General features: G+C 69.0%; 21 protein-coding genes and 4 tRNA genes. 12 read left to right on the top strand and 13 right to left on the bottom strand.

The window, feature by feature from the left end; translation table 11 throughout:
• The coding region (locus BKN37_RS18910) for an NAD(P)H-quinone oxidoreductase (RefSeq protein ID WP_071028502.1) at positions 1-816 on the bottom strand (816 nt) is incomplete at its 3' end.
• 66 nt (positions 817-882) lie between these two features.
• Between BKN37_RS18910 and BKN37_RS18905 the strand changes: the two genes are divergently transcribed.
• On the top strand, positions 883-1395 hold the full coding sequence (locus BKN37_RS18905; RefSeq protein WP_071028501.1) for a MarR family winged helix-turn-helix transcriptional regulator: 513 nt from the start codon (positions 883-885) through the stop codon (positions 1393-1395).
• Between the two features lie 85 nt (positions 1396-1480).
• Positions 1481-1567 (top strand) — tRNA-Ser (locus tag BKN37_RS18900).
• A 36-nt stretch (positions 1568-1603) separates the two neighbouring features.
• Here the strand turns inward: BKN37_RS18900 and lipE are convergent.
• The gene (gene lipE / locus BKN37_RS18895) at positions 1604-2842 is read right to left on the bottom strand and encodes a lipase LipE (protein WP_071028503.1); all 1239 of its coding nucleotides are present in this window, start codon (positions 2840-2842) and stop codon (positions 1604-1606) included.
• 95 nt (positions 2843-2937) lie between these two features.
• On the opposite strand from lipE, the gene BKN37_RS18890 reads away from it, so the two are divergent.
• Positions 2938-3333: a hypothetical protein gene (locus BKN37_RS18890; protein WP_071028500.1), complete on the top strand. Its 396-nt coding sequence runs from the start codon at positions 2938-2940 to the stop codon at positions 3331-3333.
• Positions 3334-3341: 8 nt separating this feature from the next.
• Here BKN37_RS18890 and BKN37_RS18885 read toward each other — a convergent pair whose 3' ends face one another.
• Both BKN37_RS18885 and BKN37_RS18880 read right to left on the bottom strand, forming a co-directional pair.
• Positions 3342-3680: a DMT family transporter gene (locus tag BKN37_RS18885; protein WP_071028499.1), complete on the bottom strand. Its 339-nt coding sequence runs from the start codon at positions 3678-3680 to the stop codon at positions 3342-3344.
• A 3-nt stretch (positions 3681-3683) separates the two neighbouring features.
• Positions 3684-4508, bottom strand: a complete 825-nt coding sequence (locus tag BKN37_RS18880; RefSeq protein ID WP_071028498.1) for a crotonase/enoyl-CoA hydratase family protein — start codon at positions 4506-4508, stop codon at positions 3684-3686.
• 36 nt (positions 4509-4544) lie between these two features.
• Here BKN37_RS18880 and BKN37_RS18875 point away from each other — a divergent pair, with 36 nt between their 5' ends.
• Positions 4545-5117 (top strand): TIGR03086 family metal-binding protein, encoded by a 573-nt coding sequence (locus BKN37_RS18875; RefSeq protein WP_071028497.1) that lies wholly within the window; start codon positions 4545-4547, stop codon positions 5115-5117.
• Positions 5118-5208: 91 nt separating this feature from the next.
• Here the strand turns inward: BKN37_RS18875 and BKN37_RS18870 are convergent, their stop codons facing one another.
• Genes BKN37_RS18870 through hisC form a run of 3 tightly spaced genes read right to left on the bottom strand, consistent with a single transcriptional unit; the run spans position 5209 to position 7167 of the window.
• Positions 5209-5676 (bottom strand): DUF4334 domain-containing protein, encoded by a 468-nt coding sequence (locus BKN37_RS18870; protein ID WP_071028496.1) that lies wholly within the window; start codon positions 5674-5676, stop codon positions 5209-5211.
• A gap of 18 nt (positions 5677-5694) precedes the next feature.
• Positions 5695-6108 carry an SRPBCC family protein gene (locus BKN37_RS18865; RefSeq protein WP_071028495.1) on the bottom strand — a complete coding sequence of 138 codons (414 nt, stop codon included), beginning with the start codon at positions 6106-6108 and terminating at the stop codon, positions 5695-5697.
• A 12-nt stretch (positions 6109-6120) separates the two neighbouring features.
• Positions 6121-7167 carry a histidinol-phosphate transaminase gene (hisC, locus tag BKN37_RS18860; RefSeq protein WP_071028494.1) on the bottom strand — a complete coding sequence of 349 codons (1047 nt, stop codon included), beginning with the start codon at positions 7165-7167 and terminating at the stop codon, positions 6121-6123.
• Positions 7168-7254: 87 nt separating this feature from the next.
• Between hisC and BKN37_RS18855 the strand changes: the two genes are divergently transcribed.
• The 3 genes from BKN37_RS18855 (at position 7255) to BKN37_RS18845 (ending at position 7734) form a co-directional block, all read left to right on the top strand.
• A tRNA-Ser gene (locus BKN37_RS18855) sits at positions 7255-7345 on the top strand.
• Between the two features lie 50 nt (positions 7346-7395).
• A tRNA-Arg gene (locus tag BKN37_RS18850) sits at positions 7396-7468 on the top strand.
• Between the two features lie 50 nt (positions 7469-7518).
• On the top strand, positions 7519-7734 hold the full coding sequence (locus BKN37_RS18845; protein ID WP_071028493.1) for a hypothetical protein: 216 nt from the start codon (positions 7519-7521) through the stop codon (positions 7732-7734).
• 28 nt (positions 7735-7762) lie between these two features.
• Here the strand turns inward: BKN37_RS18845 and BKN37_RS18840 are convergent, their stop codons facing one another.
• The 3 genes from BKN37_RS18840 to BKN37_RS18835 all read right to left on the bottom strand — a co-directional run bounded on the left by BKN37_RS18840 (position 7763) and on the right by BKN37_RS18835 (position 10256).
• A complete protein-coding gene (locus BKN37_RS18840; protein WP_071028492.1) occupies positions 7763-8269 on the bottom strand; it encodes a hypothetical protein in 507 nt (168 codons plus the stop codon).
• 179 nt (positions 8270-8448) lie between these two features.
• On the bottom strand, positions 8449-8598 hold the full coding sequence (locus BKN37_RS29970; protein WP_242657293.1) for a hypothetical protein: 150 nt from the start codon (positions 8596-8598) through the stop codon (positions 8449-8451).
• Positions 8599-8801: 203 nt separating this feature from the next.
• The gene (locus tag BKN37_RS18835; protein ID WP_071028491.1) at positions 8802-10256 is read right to left on the bottom strand and encodes an aldehyde dehydrogenase family protein; all 1455 of its coding nucleotides are present in this window, start codon (positions 10254-10256) and stop codon (positions 8802-8804) included.
• A 189-nt stretch (positions 10257-10445) separates the two neighbouring features.
• Between BKN37_RS18835 and BKN37_RS18830 the strand changes: the two genes are divergently transcribed.
• Complete coding sequence (locus BKN37_RS18830; RefSeq protein ID WP_071028490.1) at positions 10446-11228, top strand: Fpg/Nei family DNA glycosylase; 783 nt, start codon at positions 10446-10448, stop codon at positions 11226-11228.
• A 67-nt stretch (positions 11229-11295) separates the two neighbouring features.
• On the opposite strand, the gene BKN37_RS18825 is transcribed toward BKN37_RS18830, so the two are convergent.
• On the bottom strand, positions 11296-12072 hold the full coding sequence (locus BKN37_RS18825) for an SDR family oxidoreductase (RefSeq protein WP_071028489.1): 777 nt from the start codon (positions 12070-12072) through the stop codon (positions 11296-11298).
• 125 nt (positions 12073-12197) lie between these two features.
• Between BKN37_RS18825 and BKN37_RS18820 the strand changes: the two genes are divergently transcribed.
• Together BKN37_RS18820 and BKN37_RS18815 are read left to right on the top strand one after the other, a co-directional pair.
• On the top strand, positions 12198-12827 hold the full coding sequence (locus BKN37_RS18820; protein WP_071028488.1) for a TetR/AcrR family transcriptional regulator: 630 nt from the start codon (positions 12198-12200) through the stop codon (positions 12825-12827).
• Entirely contained in the window at positions 12824-14068 is a 1245-nt protein-coding gene (locus BKN37_RS18815) for a glycosyltransferase (RefSeq protein WP_071028487.1), read from the top strand. Before BKN37_RS18820 ends, BKN37_RS18815 begins: the two co-directional genes overlap by 4 nt.
• Positions 14069-14089: 21 nt before the next feature.
• Here the strand turns inward: BKN37_RS18815 and BKN37_RS18810 are convergent, their stop codons facing one another.
• A complete protein-coding gene (locus BKN37_RS18810) occupies positions 14090-15169 on the bottom strand; it encodes a class I SAM-dependent methyltransferase (protein ID WP_071028486.1) in 1080 nt (359 codons plus the stop codon).
• Between the two features lie 310 nt (positions 15170-15479).
• On the opposite strand from BKN37_RS18810, the gene BKN37_RS18805 reads away from it, so the two are divergent.
• Positions 15480-16109 (top strand): hypothetical protein, encoded by a 630-nt coding sequence (locus BKN37_RS18805; protein ID WP_131823648.1) that lies wholly within the window; start codon positions 15480-15482, stop codon positions 16107-16109.
• A gap of 31 nt (positions 16110-16140) precedes the next feature.
• Here the strand turns inward: BKN37_RS18805 and BKN37_RS18800 are convergent.
• Positions 16141-16226 (bottom strand) — tRNA-Leu (locus BKN37_RS18800).
• Between the two features lie 263 nt (positions 16227-16489).
• Here BKN37_RS18800 and BKN37_RS18795 point away from each other — a divergent pair.
• Positions 16490-17042 (top strand): DUF3662 domain-containing protein (locus BKN37_RS18795; protein ID WP_131823647.1); only part of this gene is annotated, 553 nt, incomplete at its 3' end.

The raw sequence follows: 17042 nt of genomic DNA, 5'->3' as shown, positions 1-17042 counted from the left end.
CTTGCAGTGCGGACCGACCACCGGGCGGCCGCGCAGCGCGGTGCCGATCACCCGGGCCCGTTTGCCGATCAGCTTGCCCAGATTGAGTTCGCCCTTCACCCCGCCCTGCATCCCGATGACCACCAGCTGCCCGTCGGCGGCCAGGGCGTCGATATTGCGGTCCAGATAGGCCGCGCCCATGATGTCCAGGATCACGTCGGCGCCCGCGCCGTCGGTGACGTCCTGGATCCGTGCGACGAAGTCCTCGTCGCGGTAGGCGATGGTGACCTCGGCCCCCAGCTGCCGGCACAGATCCAGCTTGGCCGGGGTTCCGGCGGTGACCGCGACGCGGGCACCCAACTCGCGGGCGACCTGGATGGCGTGGCTGCCCACCCCGCTGGCGCCGCCGTGGATCAGCAGCAGCTGGCCGGCGCCCAGCTGCGCGGTCAGCACCAGGTTGGACCAGACCGTGCAGGCCACCTCCGGCAGGCCGGCGGCGTCGGCGAGCTCGACACCGTCGGGCACCGGCAGCACCTGCCCGGCCGGCACCGCCACGTATTCGGCGTATCCGCCGCCGGCCAGCAGCGCGCAAACCTCTTGCCCGACAGACCATTCGGTCACCCCGGCACCCACCGCGGCGATCACGCCGGCGGCCTCCATGCCGAGGATGTCGCTGGCCCCCGGCGGGGGCGGATAGCGCCCGGCGGCTTGCAGCAGGTCGGCCCGGTTAACCCCGGCGGCGGTGACCCGGATCAGCACCTCACCCGGCCCCGGCGAGACATCGGGCACCTCCTGCCACAGCAGTTGGCCGGCGGATTCGGCGACGATGGCTCGCATGCCGAATACGCTACTACCAGCGGATTCCTCTTCTGCGGTAACGGCGTATCGCCTACCATGTCAGCAATGGAGGCCACCACCGCTGGCCGCTCCGCCAGTGAAATGCCCGGACTTGATCTCGCCGAACAGAAGTCGTGGCAAAGCTTTCTCGACGCCGCGCTGCGGTTGTATGCGACCCTGAACCGCCGACTCAGCGACAGCCACGAGTTGTCGCTGGTCGACGTGCGGGTGCTGGAAATGTTGGACGGCTCCGCCGACGGGTCGGCACGGATGCGGGACCTGGCCGAGACGCTCCTCTCGTTGCCCAGCCGCCTGACCCGCCAAGTCGGCCGACTCGAGGCGCAGGGTTTGGTGCGGCGCTGCGCCAGCCCCGACGACCGGCGCGGGGTGATGGCGATCATCACCGACGACGGCCGGGCCGCGCTGCGGCAAGCCATGGGCACCTACGCCCACAATGTGCGGGCCCATTTCCTGAGCCCGTTGTCCCGCGCGCAGCTCACCTCGCTGGGGGAGAACTGCGGGCGGATCAGCGCCGCCCTGCAGGTCACCGAGCCGGCGGCGAAGTTCGGCCGGATGTAAGCCTCCCCGCCCTCCGACAGGACGTCGGGGGCCCCGATGCGACGGCGTCGCCGGGCCGCGTGTGGTCCCCGCTAGTCTTGTCGGCGGTGGCGTGGCAGAGCGGCCTAATGCACTCGCCTTGAAAGCGAGAGACGGCTAACACCGTCCGGGGGTTCAAATCCCTCCGCCACCGCTCATATGACAGCCGAGCGGGACACCCGACCGCCGCCTACACCGTCCGCGGGATTTCGGCGGCGATGGTGTCCATCAGCGCGGTGTAGCGCTTGGCCTCCGGGTCCCGGCCGGGTTTGCCGCTGCTGATCAGTCCGGCCGCCAGCCCGCGCTCGGGGTCGGCCCACACCGCGACGTTGACCAACCCGAGGTGGCCGAACGCGGCCGGCGCACCCCGGCCAAACGGCCCAAACCGGGTCGAGCCCAGCATGTACCCGGTGCCCCAGCGCAGCGGCGTCAAACCGGACGCGACATCCGGCCGCAGCCGCCGGCACTGCCGCACCGCACCCTGCAGGGTTTCCGGCTGCATGACCCGCACCCCGTCGAGTTCGCCGCCGCGGCGCAGCATTTCGGCGAAGCGGGACAGCTCGTCGGCGGTTGAGATGGTGTTGGACGACGGCACCACGGTGGTGAGGAAGAACGGGGTGTTGGTCACCGGAATGATCTCGTGCACCGAGCCGCCGATCGCCTTGCGGAACGCGGCGGCGATCGCCGGGGGCAGCGGCTTGCCGGTGGCGTGGCTGGGGGCGACCAGCGGAACATCCTCTGGCGCAACACCGTAATTCGTCCACCGGAAGCCCAGCGGGTCGAGGATCTCCTCGGCGAGCACGTCGCGGATGTTCTTTCCGGTGGCCGCCGAAACGATCTCCCGGGTGAGCGGTCCCCAGGTCAACGCGTGGTAGATGTGCACCAACCCGGGCCGATACAGCGGCTTCAAGTTGCCGAGCTGCTCGCGGGCGTATTCGCTGTCGTCGGCGCGATTGAGGTCGGGTCGCGGGCCGGTGGGGAACGGGACGCCGGCGCTGTGGGTCATCACGTGCCGGATCGTGGTGCGGTGCTTGCCGTGGCTGGTGTAGCTGGGCAGGTAGTCGCACACCCGATCGTCGAGCGAGTAATAGCCGCGCTCGGCCAGCATGTGCATCACGGTCACGGTGATGGCCTTGGCCGCCGAATACACGCAGAACGGGGTCTCGGTGGTGACCGGCACCTTCTCGGCGTCCGGCGGGTCGGAGGGGGCGTTACCCCAGCCGTGCCCGATGGCGCGGTTGAGCACGACGCGGCCGTTGTGGCGCAGGCACAGCTGGATCGCCGGGTGCATCCCGGCCTGATACCAGTGCCGCGCGGCCCGCCAGATCCGTTCGACGGCGCGCGGGTCGATTCCGGAGTGGTCCTCGTCGCCGACCGCGGTGACGGCATCGAGGTCCGCGGGGACGCGGATCCTGCCGTCGGGGGTCATGAACTGGGTCTCGCGCAAAGGTCGATCGGCCACGTCCGCCAGGTTACGTGTGTCGCGCCAGCGGGCGCGCAGGCGTCAGCGTCTACCGTGGGCCCATGACCCGGTCCCGGCTGATCGACGTGACCCTGATCGTGTTCGGGCTGTACTCGGTGGCGCTGGGCATCTTCATGATGGTGTCACCCGGGGTGTTCTTCGACACACTCGGCGCGTTTGGCGTCCGCAACGACCACTACATCTTCGACAACGCCTCGTTCGAGTTGCCGCTGGGCCTGATGTTGTGGGCCGCGCTGCGCTGGCGGTCGTGGCGAGTGCCGGCGCTGGCCTTCGCGGCCCTGCACTGGGCGCTGCATGCGCTCAGCCACGGCGTCGACACCCATCACCACAGCGGCACCGGGGTGGGGCTACTGGAGTTCGCCGGCCTGCTGGTGGCGACCGTGGCGCTCGTGGTGGCGTTGTGGGCCAGCATTATTGAGCAGCGCCAGCCCAGCTGAGCGACCGGTTAGGACGTCGGCGCGTGGCCGCTGCTGCCGAACTCCAACAGGAAGACGCCGGCGCCGATCAGCACCACGCCGCCGGCCATCGGCCAGGTGAACGGGTCACCGAACAGGTAGCGGGCCAGCACGGCGGTGGCGACCACCCCGATCGCCGACCAGACGCCGTAGGCCACCCCGACCGGGATGCCCCGTTTGAGCACCATCGCCAACAACACGAACGAGGCGAGGTAGCCGACCGCGACGGGAATCGTCCAGCCCCATTTGCTGAATCCGTCCGAGGCCCGCAACGACAGCGTCGCGGTGACCTCGAATGCGATCGCCGCGATCAGCAGCAGCCACGCCATCGGCTATTCGCCGGTGAACTCGGGTTTGCGCTTGCCCATGGTGGCGCTGATGCCCTCCATCAGGTCCTTGGACGGCAGGAACGCCGAGTTCCACGCCGCGACGTAGCGCAGGCTGGCCGACACCCGTTCGATGCGCTGCTGGTCGAGCACATCCTTGATGCCGTGCACGGTCAGCGGTGGGTTGCCGGCGATCTCGGCCGCGGTCGCGTGGGCGGCGGCCAGGCAGGCCTCGGCGTCGTCGTACACGTCGTTGACCAGACCGATCTTCTCCGCGCGGGCGGCGTCGATGTCCTTGCCGGTCAGCGCCAGTTCCCGCAGGTGCCCGTCGGTGAGGATCAGCGGCAGCCGGGCCAGGCTGCCCACGTCGGCGACCATCGCCAGCTTGACCTCCCGCACCGAGAACTTCGCGTCGGCGCTGGCGTAGCGGATATCGGCGGCCGAGATCAGGTCGACGCCGCCGCCGATGCACCAGCCCTGTACGGCCGCGACCGTCGGGGTGCGGCAGTCGGCGACCGCGCTGATCGCCTGCTGCATGCGCAGCACCATCCGGTGAAACTCCGCCCGCGGTTTCGCCGAGGCGCCCTCGGTCAACACGCCGGACAGGCTGCCGCCCATCGCGGGCAGGTCCAGGCCGTAGCTGAAGTTTTTGCCGGATCCGGTGAGGACGATGGCGCGCACGTCCGGGTCGGCGTCGAGCGCCGCGAAGACGTCGGGCAGCTCCGACCAGAACGCCGGCCCCATCGCATTGCCCTTGCCCGGCCCGATCAGGGTGACCTGGGCGACGTGGTCTTTGGTTTCGACTGTGACGGATTCATACGGCTCGGCCATGGACCGACCGTACCGTGGATGTCATGACCTTCTGACCTGCGGCCCGGACCCGATTCCCCACCCACCGACGAACTAGCCAGCGCGGAAGCCACGCTGGGCGTCCTGCAGCAGGTGCTGCACCCGCTGTCGCGGGACGAGTTGTCGAAACCCACCCCGTGCTCGGAATACAGCGTGGCGCAGCTGACCGATCACCTGCTGACCTCCATCACCGTGCTCGGTGGCGCCGCCGACGCCGACGTGCCCGACCGCGACCCGGATGATCCGGTGGAGCAGCAGGTCGTCGCCGCGGCCCGCGCCGCGCTGGACGCCTGGCACCACCGTGGCCTGCACGGCAACGTCACCATCGGATCGAACGAGCTCCCGGCCGCGGTGGCCGCCGCGATTCTGTCGCTCGAATTCCTGGTGCACGCGTGGGATTACGCGACTGCGACCGGCCGCGACGTGCCGGTCGCCGAGTCGGTGGCCGATTACGTGCTGGGGCTGGCGTACAAGATCATCACGCCGCAGGGCCGCGCCACGGTGGGCTTCGATCCGCCGGTCGACGTTGATGACGGCGCGCCCGCCCTGGATCGGCTGATCGCGTTCACCGGCCGCCACCCCGACGCCTAGCCCGGTTCGCCTCGCCCGTCACGCGAACGTGCGTGGTCCCGGTCCATATCCGGCGTGTCGCACCGGGGACACGCACGCTCGCGCCGGTTGGTCACACCCGCTCGAGGTAGAAGTAGAAGTAGCGCCCGTTGTCCAGCACGCCCTTGCCGTTCATAATCCCCAGCACCGCGGTGTCATCGATGCGCTTGAAGTGGTCGTGGGTGGGTTGGCCGTCGTAGACCATGGTCGCGGTCACCTCGCCGCGGAATTCCTCCAGCCACAGGCTGGCCTCGCCCTTGCCGAGTTCGACGTTGGAGAACTTGTTGCCGTCGGCGTCCAGGCAAACCAGCGGCTGCACCTCGGTACGGGAGGTGAACGTCTTCCCGAACCAGCGGGCCTTGTCCAGCAGGCCGTTCATCCGGTGTCCGGTGACAAACTCGCCGCCCTTCCATTCACCCAGCATGCCGTCGATGGTGGCGGGCGGCAGGCTCGCCCAGTAATCGTCGAGTTCGGCGTCGGCGATCGTGTCGGTGCGCTCTTTGAATTCGGTGAACCGCTTGCGGGCCAGTTCGTCACTCATGGATGCTCCTTTGCAGCCCTATGCGGCGCGGTTGACCTGACGTTTGAACGCGAACAGCAACGCGTTGGCCAGCACCGCTGCCGCCCCGGGTATGCGGTTGTCGGCGCTGACGGTGTAGGTGATCTCGGTGCCTTCGCCGACGGCCCGCAGCTCCACGTCGCCGACGTAGTTGCGCAGCGGGATGCCCGACACGGCGCGGTAGCTCAGCCGTCGATCCGGTTCGAAGGCGGTGATCTCCTCGACGAAGGCCGGCAGAAACGGCACCGCCTGCAGGCGTCGCTGCGCGCCGACACCGTTGCGCTCCGGCGCGCCGGGGCGCAGCAGGCTGGCCTTCATGCCCGGTGCCCAGTTAGACATGCCCTCGTGGTCGGAGAGCACCGCCCACACCCGCGTAACGGGCGCGCTGACGGTGGTCCTGGCTTGTGCTCGCATCCCAATTCCTCCTCAGCCCCAACCCCGCGCGAACCGTAACAGGGCATCGTTTTCCTCCGGCGCGCCGATCGTCACCCGCACCCCGTCGGTGCCGTACGGGCGCACCACCAGGTGCGCGTCGGCGGCCTGTTCCACGAAGTCGCGGGTGCGCTCGGCCAGCGGCAACCAGACGAAGTTGGCTTGCGAGGGTGGGAACGTGAACCCGGCGTCGCGCAGCGCCGCGCTGACCCGGACCCGTTCGGCGACCACAGCGTCGGTGCGGGCCAACAGCTCGTCGGCGGCGCGCAGGCAGGCGATCGCCGCGGCCTGCGAAATGCTCGTCGCGGTGAACGGCACATAGACCTTGCCCAGCGCGGTGATCACCTCCGGGTCGCCCACCGCGTAGCCCACCCGCAGCCCCGCCAGGCCGTACGCCTTGGAGAAGGTGCGCAGCACCACCACGTTGCTGTGCGCGCGGACCAGCCCGAAGCTGTCCGGGTTGAGGCCGTCGCGGATGTACTCGACGTAGGCCTCGTCGATGGCGATCAGGATGTGCGGCGGCACCGCGGCCACGAACCGGGCCAGCGCCGCCGGGTCGACGACGGTGGAGGTGGGGTTGTTGGGGTTGCAGACGAAGATCAGCCGGGTGCGGTCGGTGATGGCCGCCAGCATGGCGTCCAGGTCGAAGGTGTGGTCACGCAGCGGGACCTGGATCGGGATGGCGCCGGCGACCCGGACCTGCAGCGGGTAGATCTCGAAGCTGCGCCAGCCGAACAGCACCTCGTCGCCGACGGCCGCGGTGATCTGGATGAGCTGCTGACACAGGCTGACCGACCCGCAGCCCACGGCAATGTGCTCGGGTGCGAACCCGGTGTGCCTGGCCAACTCGGATCGCAGCTCCGCATACCCGTTGTCCGGGTAGCGGTTGATGGTGTCGGTGGCCCGCTCGATGGCCGCCCGGACACTGGGCAACGGCCCGAACACCGTTTCGTTGCTGGCCAGCTTGATCGCGCCCGGGACGGTTTTGCCCTCCACATAGGCCGGCAGCGCGGTCACTTCCGGGCGCAGGCGGGCGGTCACGTCGACAGCATATGTCGGGCCTGTGTACGCTGTGCCCTCGGCGGTTGCGGGACCGGGACACCGGTCCGGTACCCTCAGGAAGTTCAAGGAGGCGTGCCAGAGCGGCCGAATGGGACTCACTGCTAATGAGTTGTCCTCTTACCGGGGACCGGAGGTTCAAATCCTCTCGCCTCCGCCACGGCTGACCAACAGCCGGGTGGGCTAGCCCACCATGACAACTGAAGACCGGCGCCCGTAGCTCAACGGATAGAGCATCTGACTACGGATCAGAAGGTTAGGGGTTCGAATCCCTTCGGGCGCGCCCTTTGCGTGTGCGGGCCGGTTGTCCGCCCTGCGTGCGATCCTGCCCCCATGAACATTGCCGACGTCGCGACGCTGGTCTCCGGGCATCCCGCCGGGCTCACCGTGACCGCCGCCGCGGTGATCGCGGCCACCCGGCGGTGGCTTCGCCGGATGCTGCGGCTAGTCGTGCTGGCCGCGATCGCCGTCGTCGTGGTGGTGTTGGTGGGGTGGTGGCACGAGCAGCCCGCGACGCCGCCGCCACCGGAGGTGGGCGAGTACCGGTAGTGAGATTGGCTGGGCGTGTTCGGTGCGGTTAGTAGGCGCGGCTGCCGTGGGGTGACAACCGGAAGCCGTGGGTCTCGCCCCGCCCCCAAGCGTTCTGCATTTCGCAGGTGAGCGTGTCGTCCGGGTCTGCTGCGCACATCGCGTCGTTGATGGTCGGGGCGCCGCGTGATCCTGGGACCAGGATCATCTGGCCGGCGGCTAACGGGTGGTAGCTCGCGGGGTCGACGGGCGTCTGCTGCAGACCGGAGGTTTCGTGCTTGCTGAGGTCGGTGTGCTCGAAAAACGAGTAGACCGCCCGCTCCTGGGGAACCGGCCCAGAATTGAACGCGGTGTGGGTGTCCTTGTCGTACGGATACACCGACGCCACGGCGAGGTTCAGGTTCGGTGCCACTCCCGGAAGCTGGCCCCAGCACTCAATCCCCGTCCAGGGCTGGAACGAGGCGAGCGGATCCCAGATCCGGCACCGGACGCCGCTGCTGGTGGTGAACTGGACGGCCGACCCCCCGTAGGTGCTGTAGGTGTGGAAGTCTCTCATATTGACCCGCGTATAGCCGTTGATCGTCGGTGCTGGTGTGGTGGGGGTTGCCGTGGCGACGTGGCCGCTGTTGTCCGCGGAGTCTGGGCCGCATGCGGCTGCGCCAACGAGGACGGTCAATGTTGCGGCCGTGGCGAAAACACCGCGCCGCACGGTGGCGGCGCTCGGTTGATACCGGTTCACGGCCCGGCGACCAGCTGCAGCACCCGCCGGTTGTCGTAGTCGGCGACGTAGACGTTATCCCACGCATCCACCGCCACACCCCAGGGCTGACCAAGATCCACGTTCGGCAACACGATCTGGCGCGCATACGGGGTTTCGGCGGACACGCCGATCATCCTATGAACGCCGGCATGCCCGCGACGGAGATTGGCTGGGCGACAGCACGGCCTAGCTTGGCGCCGACATCCTGACTGAAATCGACGTCCAGATTGGCACATAGCCCCGAAAATCGGGGGTTTCGGGCCGTCTGGACGTCGATCTCAGCAGCCACACCGGCTATCAGCCGGCTATCAAGCTCAGGAGCGCCGGTTTACAGCTGGGCCCACACCGACTTGGTCTGCATGTAGGCCTCGACGCCCTCGCGGCCGAACTCGTGACCCCAGCCGGACTGCTTGTAGCCGCCGAACGGCACATTGTGGTCGAACACCAACTGGCAGTTCAGCGTGACGGTGCCGGCCTCCAACCGCTTGGCAAGGTTATGCGCCCGGGCGAGGTTGGTGGTCCACACGGTGGCGGCCAGCCCGTAGCTGGTGTCGTTGGCCAAGGCCACCGCCTCGTCGTCATCGTCGAACGGCAGGATCGTCACCACCGGCCCGAAGATCTCCTGCTGGTAGAGCCGCATCCCCCGATCGACGTTGGTCAGCACGGTGGGGTGGACGAAGTAGCCCTTGCGGTCAAGCCGGTGCCCGCCGGTGACCACCTCGACGCCGTCCTTCTTGCCTTCGTCGATGAAGCCCATCACCCGGGTGAGCTGCTTTTGGCTGATCAGCGGGCCGATCACGCTGCCCTCTTCCTTCGGCCCACCCAGCTGCAGGTTGTTGGCCACCATCGCAATGCCCTCGACCACCTGGTCGTACACGCTGCGCTGCACAAAGATCCGGGAGCCACACACGCAGCCCTGACCGGAGTGCACGAAGATCCCCATCGCCGCCATGGTGATGGCCATGTTCAGGTCGGCGTCGTCGTAGATCAGCACCGGCGATTTGCCGCCGAGTTCCAGCATCACCTTTTTCAGGTTGCCGGCCGAGGCCCGCACGATCTCCTTGCCGACCTCGGTGGACCCGGTGAAGGCGACCTTCTTGACATCGGGGTGGGCGGTGATCGCCGCGCCCGCGGTGTGCCCGTAACCCGTCAGCAGGTTGACCACACCGTCCGGCACCCCGGCCTCGGCGATGATCTTCTCCAGCACCAGCGCCGACAACGGGGTTTCCTCCGCGGGCTTGACCACGCTGCTGCAGCCCGCGGCCAGCGCCGGGGCCAGCTTGGCGCAGGCGTTGAAGACCGGCCCGTTCCACGGGAAGATCAGCCCGACAACGCTGTACGGCTCCTTGCGGGTGTAGGCGTGCATGTTGGCGTAGGCGCCGGAGACCCCGCCCTCCATCTGCACCTCGTAGGCGTTGCCGTTGAGCTTGGTACACCAGCCGGCGTAGTACCGGAAGAACTCGGCGCAGGTGGGCACGATCATGTTCGCCTGCGCCATCGGCATGCCGGTGTTGAGTGAATCCAGGCCGGCCAGCTCGTCGGCGTGCTGATCCATCAGGTCGGCGATGCGCCACATGACCTTGGCCCGCTCGCGCGCCGGCAGGCCATGCCAAACACCGGACTCGAAGCTGGCCTTGGCCCGGGCGACGGCGTCGTTGACGACTTCCTCGCCGCAGTCGGTGAATTCGGTGATCTGCTCTTCGGTCACCGGATCGATGACCGGAATGACCTCACCGGTCCCCGGGCGCTTGCGGATGTCGTCCAAAACCGTCTGCAGTGTCATCGTTGACCCTTTCTCATCGCCGCGGCGCGTGGTGCGCCCGGATGCTGGGCACTTGCTTAGCATCGCGGATCGCGCGGGGTCAAGGCACGCGTTGGGCCGCCGACGTTTCCGCTGCCCCGGCCGGCGGGTACTTGGCAGGCATGGCCGTCAAAACGCTGGCCCCACAAACCCGCTCGCCCTACCACCGGCATGCCTGAGCTGCCCGACGTCGAGGGGTTTCGCCGGGCACTGGCCGGCGCCCTGCCCGGCCGCCGGGTCTGCCGCGTCCAGGTCTCCGATCCGGGGGTGCTGCGCAACACCAGCCCCCAGGGCCTGGGCCAGCGCCTGGCCGGGCAGCGGTTCGACCGCCCCGACCGGCACGGCAAGTGGCTGATGTTGCCCACCGCCGGCCCGGTGCTGCTCATCCACAGCGGCATGACCGGGCACCCGTATTACCTGCCGGACGGCGCCGACGAGCCGGACGCGCGGCCACGCATGGTGATCACCCTGGACCGCGGGCAGCTGCGCTATGCCGACCAACGCAAGCTGCGCGGGGTGTGGCTGGCCGCCACCGCCGACGACGTGACCGACATCGTTGGGGAGCAGGGCCCCGACGCGCTGGCCGTGACCTTCGATGTGTTCGCCGCCGTGCTGTCCCGGCGTCGCGGTCAGCTCAAGCCGGCGCTATTGGATCAGGCGGTGCTCGCCGGGCTCGGCAACCTGCTGACCGACGAGATCTGCTGGCAAGCCCGGCTGCACCCCGCCCGCGCGGTCCCCGACCTGGGCGGCGCCGATCGGAAAGCCCTGTACCAGGCGATGCGCCGGGTGCTGCGCACCTCGGTGCGGCACGGCCGGGTGCCGGATCTGCGCGGTTGGCTCACCGGGGTGCGTGACGCGCCCGACCCGCGGTGCCCGCGCTGCCGCACCCACCTGGCATCCGATCGGATCGGGGGCCGAACGTCGTGGTGGTGCCCGCACTGCCAGTCACGCTGATCGCGCTGCCGCTGAAATTGCCGTCAGGGCTGTGGATTTGCGCCGTTCGACGACCCTGGACGCAATCTCACGGTGGGGGCCAGGCCGCCATGCCGGCCAGGTAGTCCTGTCCGCCGACGTAGACGGTGTCCTCCGCCGGGGCCGGGCCGGTGGCCGCGGTGACGACGGCGCGCGCGAACTCCTCGACGGTCGGGAGCTCACCGTGCACACGGCGGTCCGCCACCGCGTCGGGTTTACGGCGCTCCAACAACCGCACCAGGATGGTGCCCTCGATCATGTCGCCGCAGACGACCGTGAAACCGACACCGCGTTTGTCGAAGCGTGGCTGCATCGCCCGCAGCGCGTCCTCGCCGGCACGCTTACTGGTCGCCACCGGGAGGTACTCCTCGAGGACGGGCACCCGGGCGCAAAAGTGTGCTTGATGACTGGTCACGTACACGATGCGCGCACCCGGCGGCATCAGCGGCAACGCCAATACGGTCAACCGCACCTGGGCGTCGCGATTGATCCGCATCGGATACCCCGCGTCGGCGCCCAGCTCCAGGCCGCCAGAGGCATTGAGCACCAACAGGTCCAGCCGCCCGAACTCCTCGGCGATGCCCTGCACCATGGCGGTGCAGGCCGCCTCGTCGGTCAGGTCGGCCCCGACCGCCGACGCGCGGCCCCCCGCGGCACGGATGCGGTCGACGACGGCGTTGGCGCGCTTGGCCTTCTCCCGGTAGTTCACGACGACGTGGGTGTCGGCGTCCGCGAGTTGGCCGGCGACTTCGGCGCCGATTCCTCGTGCGGCCCCGGTTACCAGCGCCACTCGGGCAGGGACGGCCTGATCGCTCGAAGGGGTCATGGCCGACGACTCTACCGACTAAATAAGGAATTGGTAAGGCAAATGTTTAGGATTTTCTTAATCGTGATCCGGGCTCCCGCCGTCAGGTCCAGGCGTGTACTGATCAACTGATCTAATATCGGAACATGCGATCAGAACGCGGCGAGCCGGCGACGTTCACCCAGTCGGCGCGGCGGGCCCAGATGGTGGCGTGCGCGATCGAGGTGATCGCCGAGGTGGGGTGGGCGCAGACCTCGATCCGCAAGATCGCCGAGCGGGTGGGGGTGGCGATGAGTGCGGTGCTGTATCACTTCGGCAGCAAAGACAACCTGGTCGACGCCGTCCTCGAAGAGATGTATCGCACCGCATTGGCGGTGGTGGTGCCCGCGGTCGAGGCGCAGTCCACCGCGGCCGACCAGCTCGCCGCCTATATCCGGGCCAACATCGCGTACTTCGACGGCCACCGGTCGCATATCGGCGCGCTCGCCCAACTCGCAACGGGTTATCAGCCCCGCGACGGACGGCGCTTCGACGAGCTCGGGCTCAGCCCCGAGCTCCGCGAGGAACTGGCGGCGTTGGACCCGGCCGTGATCTTGGCGGCGGGCCAACGGGATCGCGAGTTCGCCGACTTCCCGGTCGGCTCGATGGCGCTGGCCCTGCGCGGCGCGGTCAACGCCGTGGTGGAAAAGCTGCTGCGCGACCCCGACTTCGACCCGCACACCTACGGCGAGGACCTGGTCGCGTTGTTCGGCCGAGCGGTGGGGGTGAGCCGGTGAGCAGCATCGTCATTATCGCCGTCGGCAGCCGCGGTGACGTCGCCCCGCTCACCGGGGTGGGCGTAGCGCTGCAGCGGGCCGGGCACGACGTCGCGATCGCCGCCTACACCCCGTTCGCGGAGCTGATCCGCAACTGCGGCTTGGGGTTTCGCGAGCTGCCCGCGCAGTTGGAGCCCACCGCCGAAGGCGCCGAGGTGTCGCCGGTCCGCGCCCTGGCCGCGTTCGCCTCACCGGCGGGCATGCGAGCCCTCGGCAACGACATTATTGCCGCGGTGGCGGACCAGCCCGCCGACATGCTGCTGCTGTCGCCGTTCGCGGAGCTGGTCGGGCACCCGCTGGCCGCAGCCAAAGGCATTCCCTCGCTGGGGGTACGGTTGCAGCCGCTGTCAGCGACGGCGCAGTATCCGCCGGCGGTGCTCGGCGCTTGGTCGGCCGGGGCGCTGGGCAACCGGCTGGCCGCGAACACCGGCGCGCGGCTGGTCGACCGGCTCTACGGCGGTGTGGTCGCAGAGTTCCGTCGTGCCCTGGGATTGCCTCGCGCCTCGGCGCGCCGGCTGCGCCGACACCGCAGTGCGACGCAGTGGCCTGTGCTGCATGGGTATTCGCCCCTGGTGGTGCCCCGGCCGCCGGATTGGCGACCCGGCTTGGAGGTCACCGGCTACTGGTGGCCCGCCGACGCCGGGGCCTGGGCGCCGCCCGGCGCACTGACCGATTTCCTGGCCGCGGGGCCCGCGCCGGTGTTCCTCGGGTTCGGCAGCATGATGACCACCGCGGCCCGGGCCGAACAGCTGTCGAACACCATCCGGCAGGCAGCCCGGCGGGCCGGGGTCCGGGTGATCGTGCAGGCCGGCTGGAGCGGCCTCCGCGTGATTGACGACGACATGGTCACCATCGGCGAGGCCCCGCACGACTGGCTCTTTCCCCGCGTCGCCGCGGTCGCCCACCACTGTGGCGCCGGGACTACCGCCGCGGGCCTGCGCGCCGGGGTGCCCGCGATCGGGCTGCCCGGCTACGGCGACGGCCCGTTCTGGGCGCGCCGCCTGCAGCGGCTCGGCGTCTGCGCGGCCGCCATCGCCCAGCGTCAGCTCACCGCCGCCCGGCTCGCCGACGCCATGCGCGCCGCGGTCACCGACCCGCGGCTGCGGCACAACGCCCGTCGGCTCGGCTCGCGGATCGCCGCCGAAGACGGCGCCGCCCGGGTGGTGGCGGCCGTCGCGGCGTTGCTCGGCGAATCGGCGTAGCCGACGAACCGGCCGCTAGGGTCAGCCCTTCCGGGCGATGTAGTAGTAGTTCGACGGGTCGGTGTCGATCTCGGCGATGTCCACGTCGGTGAAGCCCGCGTCGGCGAGCATGGAGGTGGCCAGCTGGCGGCCCCACATCGTTCCCAATCCTGCGCCATCGAGCCCCAGCGAAACCGGCATACAGTGCAGCACCGATACCGCGTAGCGGTAGGTGTTCATCGGGAGGCCGACGTTGTCTTCCAGGCGGCTGGATGCCTTGACGTCGCTCATGAGAAAGACGCCGCCGGGCCGCAGCGACCGACAGATATTCGCCAGCACCCGCGCCGGCCGCGCCTGGTCGTGGATGGCGTCGAACGCGGTGATGACGTCATAGGCGTCGGGCTTATCCAGCGCGGCCAGATCGTGGCGTTCGAACGTCGCGTTGGTCAGGCCGCGCTGGGCGGCTTCGGAATTCGCGCGCCCGATCGCCTCGGCCGAGAAGTCGATGCCGGTGAACCGGCTCGCGCTGAATGCCTGCGCCAGCACGTTCACCGCATGCCCACTGCCGCAACCGAAATCGGCGACGTCGACACCCCGCCTAAGCCGCTCCGGCAGTCCGTCGACCAAGGGCAACACTTCATCGACCAGGGCCCGGTCGAACACCTCACCGCTTCGTTCGGCCATGACGGTGTGGAATCGGGGATAGTCGGCGTAGTCGAGGCCGCCGCCCTGCCGAAAGCAGGCCAAGATCTTCTGCTCGACTTCGCCTAGCAGCGGAACGTACTGCGCGATGCGGGCCAGGTTGTCGGGTCCGGCGCCGCGGGTCAGCACGGCGGCCCGGTGCCCGGGCAGCCAGTACGTCGCGGCCGTCGGGTCGTACTCGACGACCCGCGCCACGACCATGCCGCCGAGCCACTCGCGCACGTAGCGCTCGTTAAGTCCGGCGGCGTCGGCGATCTGGCCGCTGGTCGCGGGCGCTGACCGGGCCATCGCATCCAGCAGGCCGGTCTGGTGCCCGAGGCTCAGCAGCAACGCCAGGCTGGCGCTATCGATGGCCGCGGTGACGCGGTCGGCGAACTCCGCGGTGGTTTCGGCCTCGGCATCGTTCCCGCGTCCGGTCATGTCCACCAATAATAGGAACGCGCTCGGACTGCGCTGCCGGCGCAAGCGGGCGCGATGCGGGTTTTGGACAACCACCGTTTTCGCCACCGCCCCGAGTGGTCGCCGGGTGCGGGCCGCAGGACGGTAGCAGCCGACGTCGCTCGACGGACTGTTCCGAGCCGCCACATCAGCGCTCCCGGGTTGTCCTGCCAAGACAATGACAGCTCATTTCGGCCGCACCACAATCGACGCGCATCCCGCCAGCGTCAACGGAACCGACCCGTTGGCCAGGGATCCGACCCGAAAAACAACCGCGTAACGATACGAGCCGATGACCCGACGCATAGGAGCCCTGCAACGGCAGGTGCTGACCACCCTGCACCAGCGCAGCGATCAGGACAGCTACCACGGCAGCGATGTGGCCCAGCTCTTCGACGACGGCCCGGCGGTGGTTCGAGCGCGCTGGCGCTGGTACACGATCGACATGCTCGGCCTCGTCGCTCACGACGCCAGCGAAACCGCGCGGGCCAGCGTGCACCGCGCCGTCAAAACCCTCGCCCAACGGCGCGTTATCGACACCGTGACCGCCGCCTATCCGTATGCCGAGCCGTTCACGGGCTACCTGACCGCCCACGGCGAGCGCGCCGGCCATATCGACCTGGCCGAACTGCACGACCTGGACCCGTGCTGGCCGGCCCGCCACGGGCGCCGCTTGTGGTTTCGGTTGCCCCCGCCCGCGCGTCGTATTCCTCACGATGACCAGATCGCGGTGCTCGGCCGCCTCGATGCGCACCGCCCCGACGAGTTCGAAGACTTTGTGGCAGCGGTGGATCGGCGCCGGGCCTGGACGACGCCGGTCGGACATTTCGTGGCTTGGCTGCTGCGGGGTCAGCCGGGTCAGCCGCGCGAGGGCAGCCGCACCCCGACAAACACAAAGGTCACGAACTCGACGAGTTCGTGACCTTCATGCCGGCGGTTCGTGGAACCGCTCGTGGTGGGCGAAGGGGGACTTGAACCCCCACGTCCCGAAGGACACTGGCACCTGAAGCCAGCGCGTCTGCCATTCCGCCACTCGCCCGGAACAACCGCTAGAGGCTACCACGGTAGTCGCCGCGTTCCCGAACTCGCCAACCGTTGCGCGCATGCCGCGGCGCCACGGGCCTGGTCGACGTGGTGACCTGGCCTGATCCGATTCTCAGAGTTTGAAAGGTGACGCGGTGCTGCGCTGTGCCGATACCATGCGTGTGACAGACGTGGGTGGTGCGACACGCGAATGCACGCGGATATACATAACTACCTGCACGCGACGACCCAGAACGGTGTAGTGAGGCGGGCGGTGAGATGGGCGGCCAGAGGGGGCTGGTTCAACGCATCGAGCGCAAACTCGAAACCGCGGTCGGCGACGCATTTGCTCGGGTATTCGGCGGTGCCATTGTCCCGGAGGAACTCGAAGCCATGCTGCGGCGCGAAGCCGCAGACGGGGTCCGATCCCTGGAAGGCAATCGTCTTTTGGCGCCCAACGAGTACGTTATTACCCTCGGTGTGCACGACTACGACAAGGTGGTCGCCGACCCGGACCTCACGGCGGACACTTTCGCCAAACACTTGGCGGGATACATCGGCGAACAGGGGTGGCAAACGTATGGTGAGCTGGTCGTCAGGTTCGAACCCTCAGCGAACCTGCACACCGGCCAGTTCCGTACCCGCGGTGGCGTCAACCCCGACGCCAGCCCCCGCCCGAGCGCCAGCGATGCTCCCCGGCCACAATCAGATCAGCATGCGTTTAGCGCAGAAATAGGAGTAGCAGCGATGACCGATAATCCGAGCTACCGCGGCGGCCCGGGGCAAGGGCGGCCCGGCGACGAGTACTACGACGACCGTTACGGTCGTCCGC

The organism is Mycobacterium talmoniae, from assembly GCF_001854525.1.
GTDB lineage: Bacteria > Actinomycetota > Actinomycetes > Mycobacteriales > Mycobacteriaceae > Mycobacterium > Mycobacterium talmoniae.
The sequence above is the reverse complement of the archived record's forward strand: the minus strand, read 5'-3'. Positions and strand labels throughout refer to the sequence as shown.

Bases quoted from the DNA above. Each gene is read 5' to 3' on its own strand.
- BKN37_RS18905 (WP_071028501.1), top strand. From the start codon at position 883: ATGGAGGCCACCACCGCTGGCCGCTCCGCCAGTGAAATGCCCGGACTT.
- lipE (WP_071028503.1), bottom strand. From the start codon at position 2,842: ATGACCCCCGACGGCAGGATCCGCGTCCCCGCGGACCTCGATGCCGTC.
- BKN37_RS18890 (WP_071028500.1), top strand. From the start codon at position 2,938: ATGACCCGGTCCCGGCTGATCGACGTGACCCTGATCGTGTTCGGGCTG.
- BKN37_RS18885 (WP_071028499.1), bottom strand. From the start codon at position 3,680: ATGGCGTGGCTGCTGCTGATCGCGGCGATCGCATTCGAGGTCACCGCG.
- BKN37_RS18880 (WP_071028498.1), bottom strand. From the start codon at position 4,508: ATGGCCGAGCCGTATGAATCCGTCACAGTCGAAACCAAAGACCACGTC.
- BKN37_RS18870 (WP_071028496.1), bottom strand. From the start codon at position 5,676: ATGAGTGACGAACTGGCCCGCAAGCGGTTCACCGAATTCAAAGAGCGC.
- BKN37_RS18865 (WP_071028495.1), bottom strand. From the start codon at position 6,108: ATGCGAGCACAAGCCAGGACCACCGTCAGCGCGCCCGTTACGCGGGTG.
- BKN37_RS18845 (WP_071028493.1), top strand. From the start codon at position 7,519: ATGAACATTGCCGACGTCGCGACGCTGGTCTCCGGGCATCCCGCCGGG.
- BKN37_RS18840 (WP_071028492.1), bottom strand. From the start codon at position 8,269: ATGAGAGACTTCCACACCTACAGCACCTACGGGGGGTCGGCCGTCCAG.
- BKN37_RS18835 (WP_071028491.1), bottom strand. From the start codon at position 10,256: ATGACACTGCAGACGGTTTTGGACGACATCCGCAAGCGCCCGGGGACC.
- BKN37_RS18830 (WP_071028490.1), top strand. From the start codon at position 10,446: ATGCCTGAGCTGCCCGACGTCGAGGGGTTTCGCCGGGCACTGGCCGGC.
- BKN37_RS18825 (WP_071028489.1), bottom strand. From the start codon at position 12,072: ATGACCCCTTCGAGCGATCAGGCCGTCCCTGCCCGAGTGGCGCTGGTA.
- BKN37_RS18820 (WP_071028488.1), top strand. From the start codon at position 12,198: ATGCGATCAGAACGCGGCGAGCCGGCGACGTTCACCCAGTCGGCGCGG.
- BKN37_RS18810 (WP_071028486.1), bottom strand. From the start codon at position 15,169: ATGACCGGACGCGGGAACGATGCCGAGGCCGAAACCACCGCGGAGTTC.
- BKN37_RS18805 (WP_131823648.1), top strand. From the start codon at position 15,480: ATGACCCGACGCATAGGAGCCCTGCAACGGCAGGTGCTGACCACCCTG.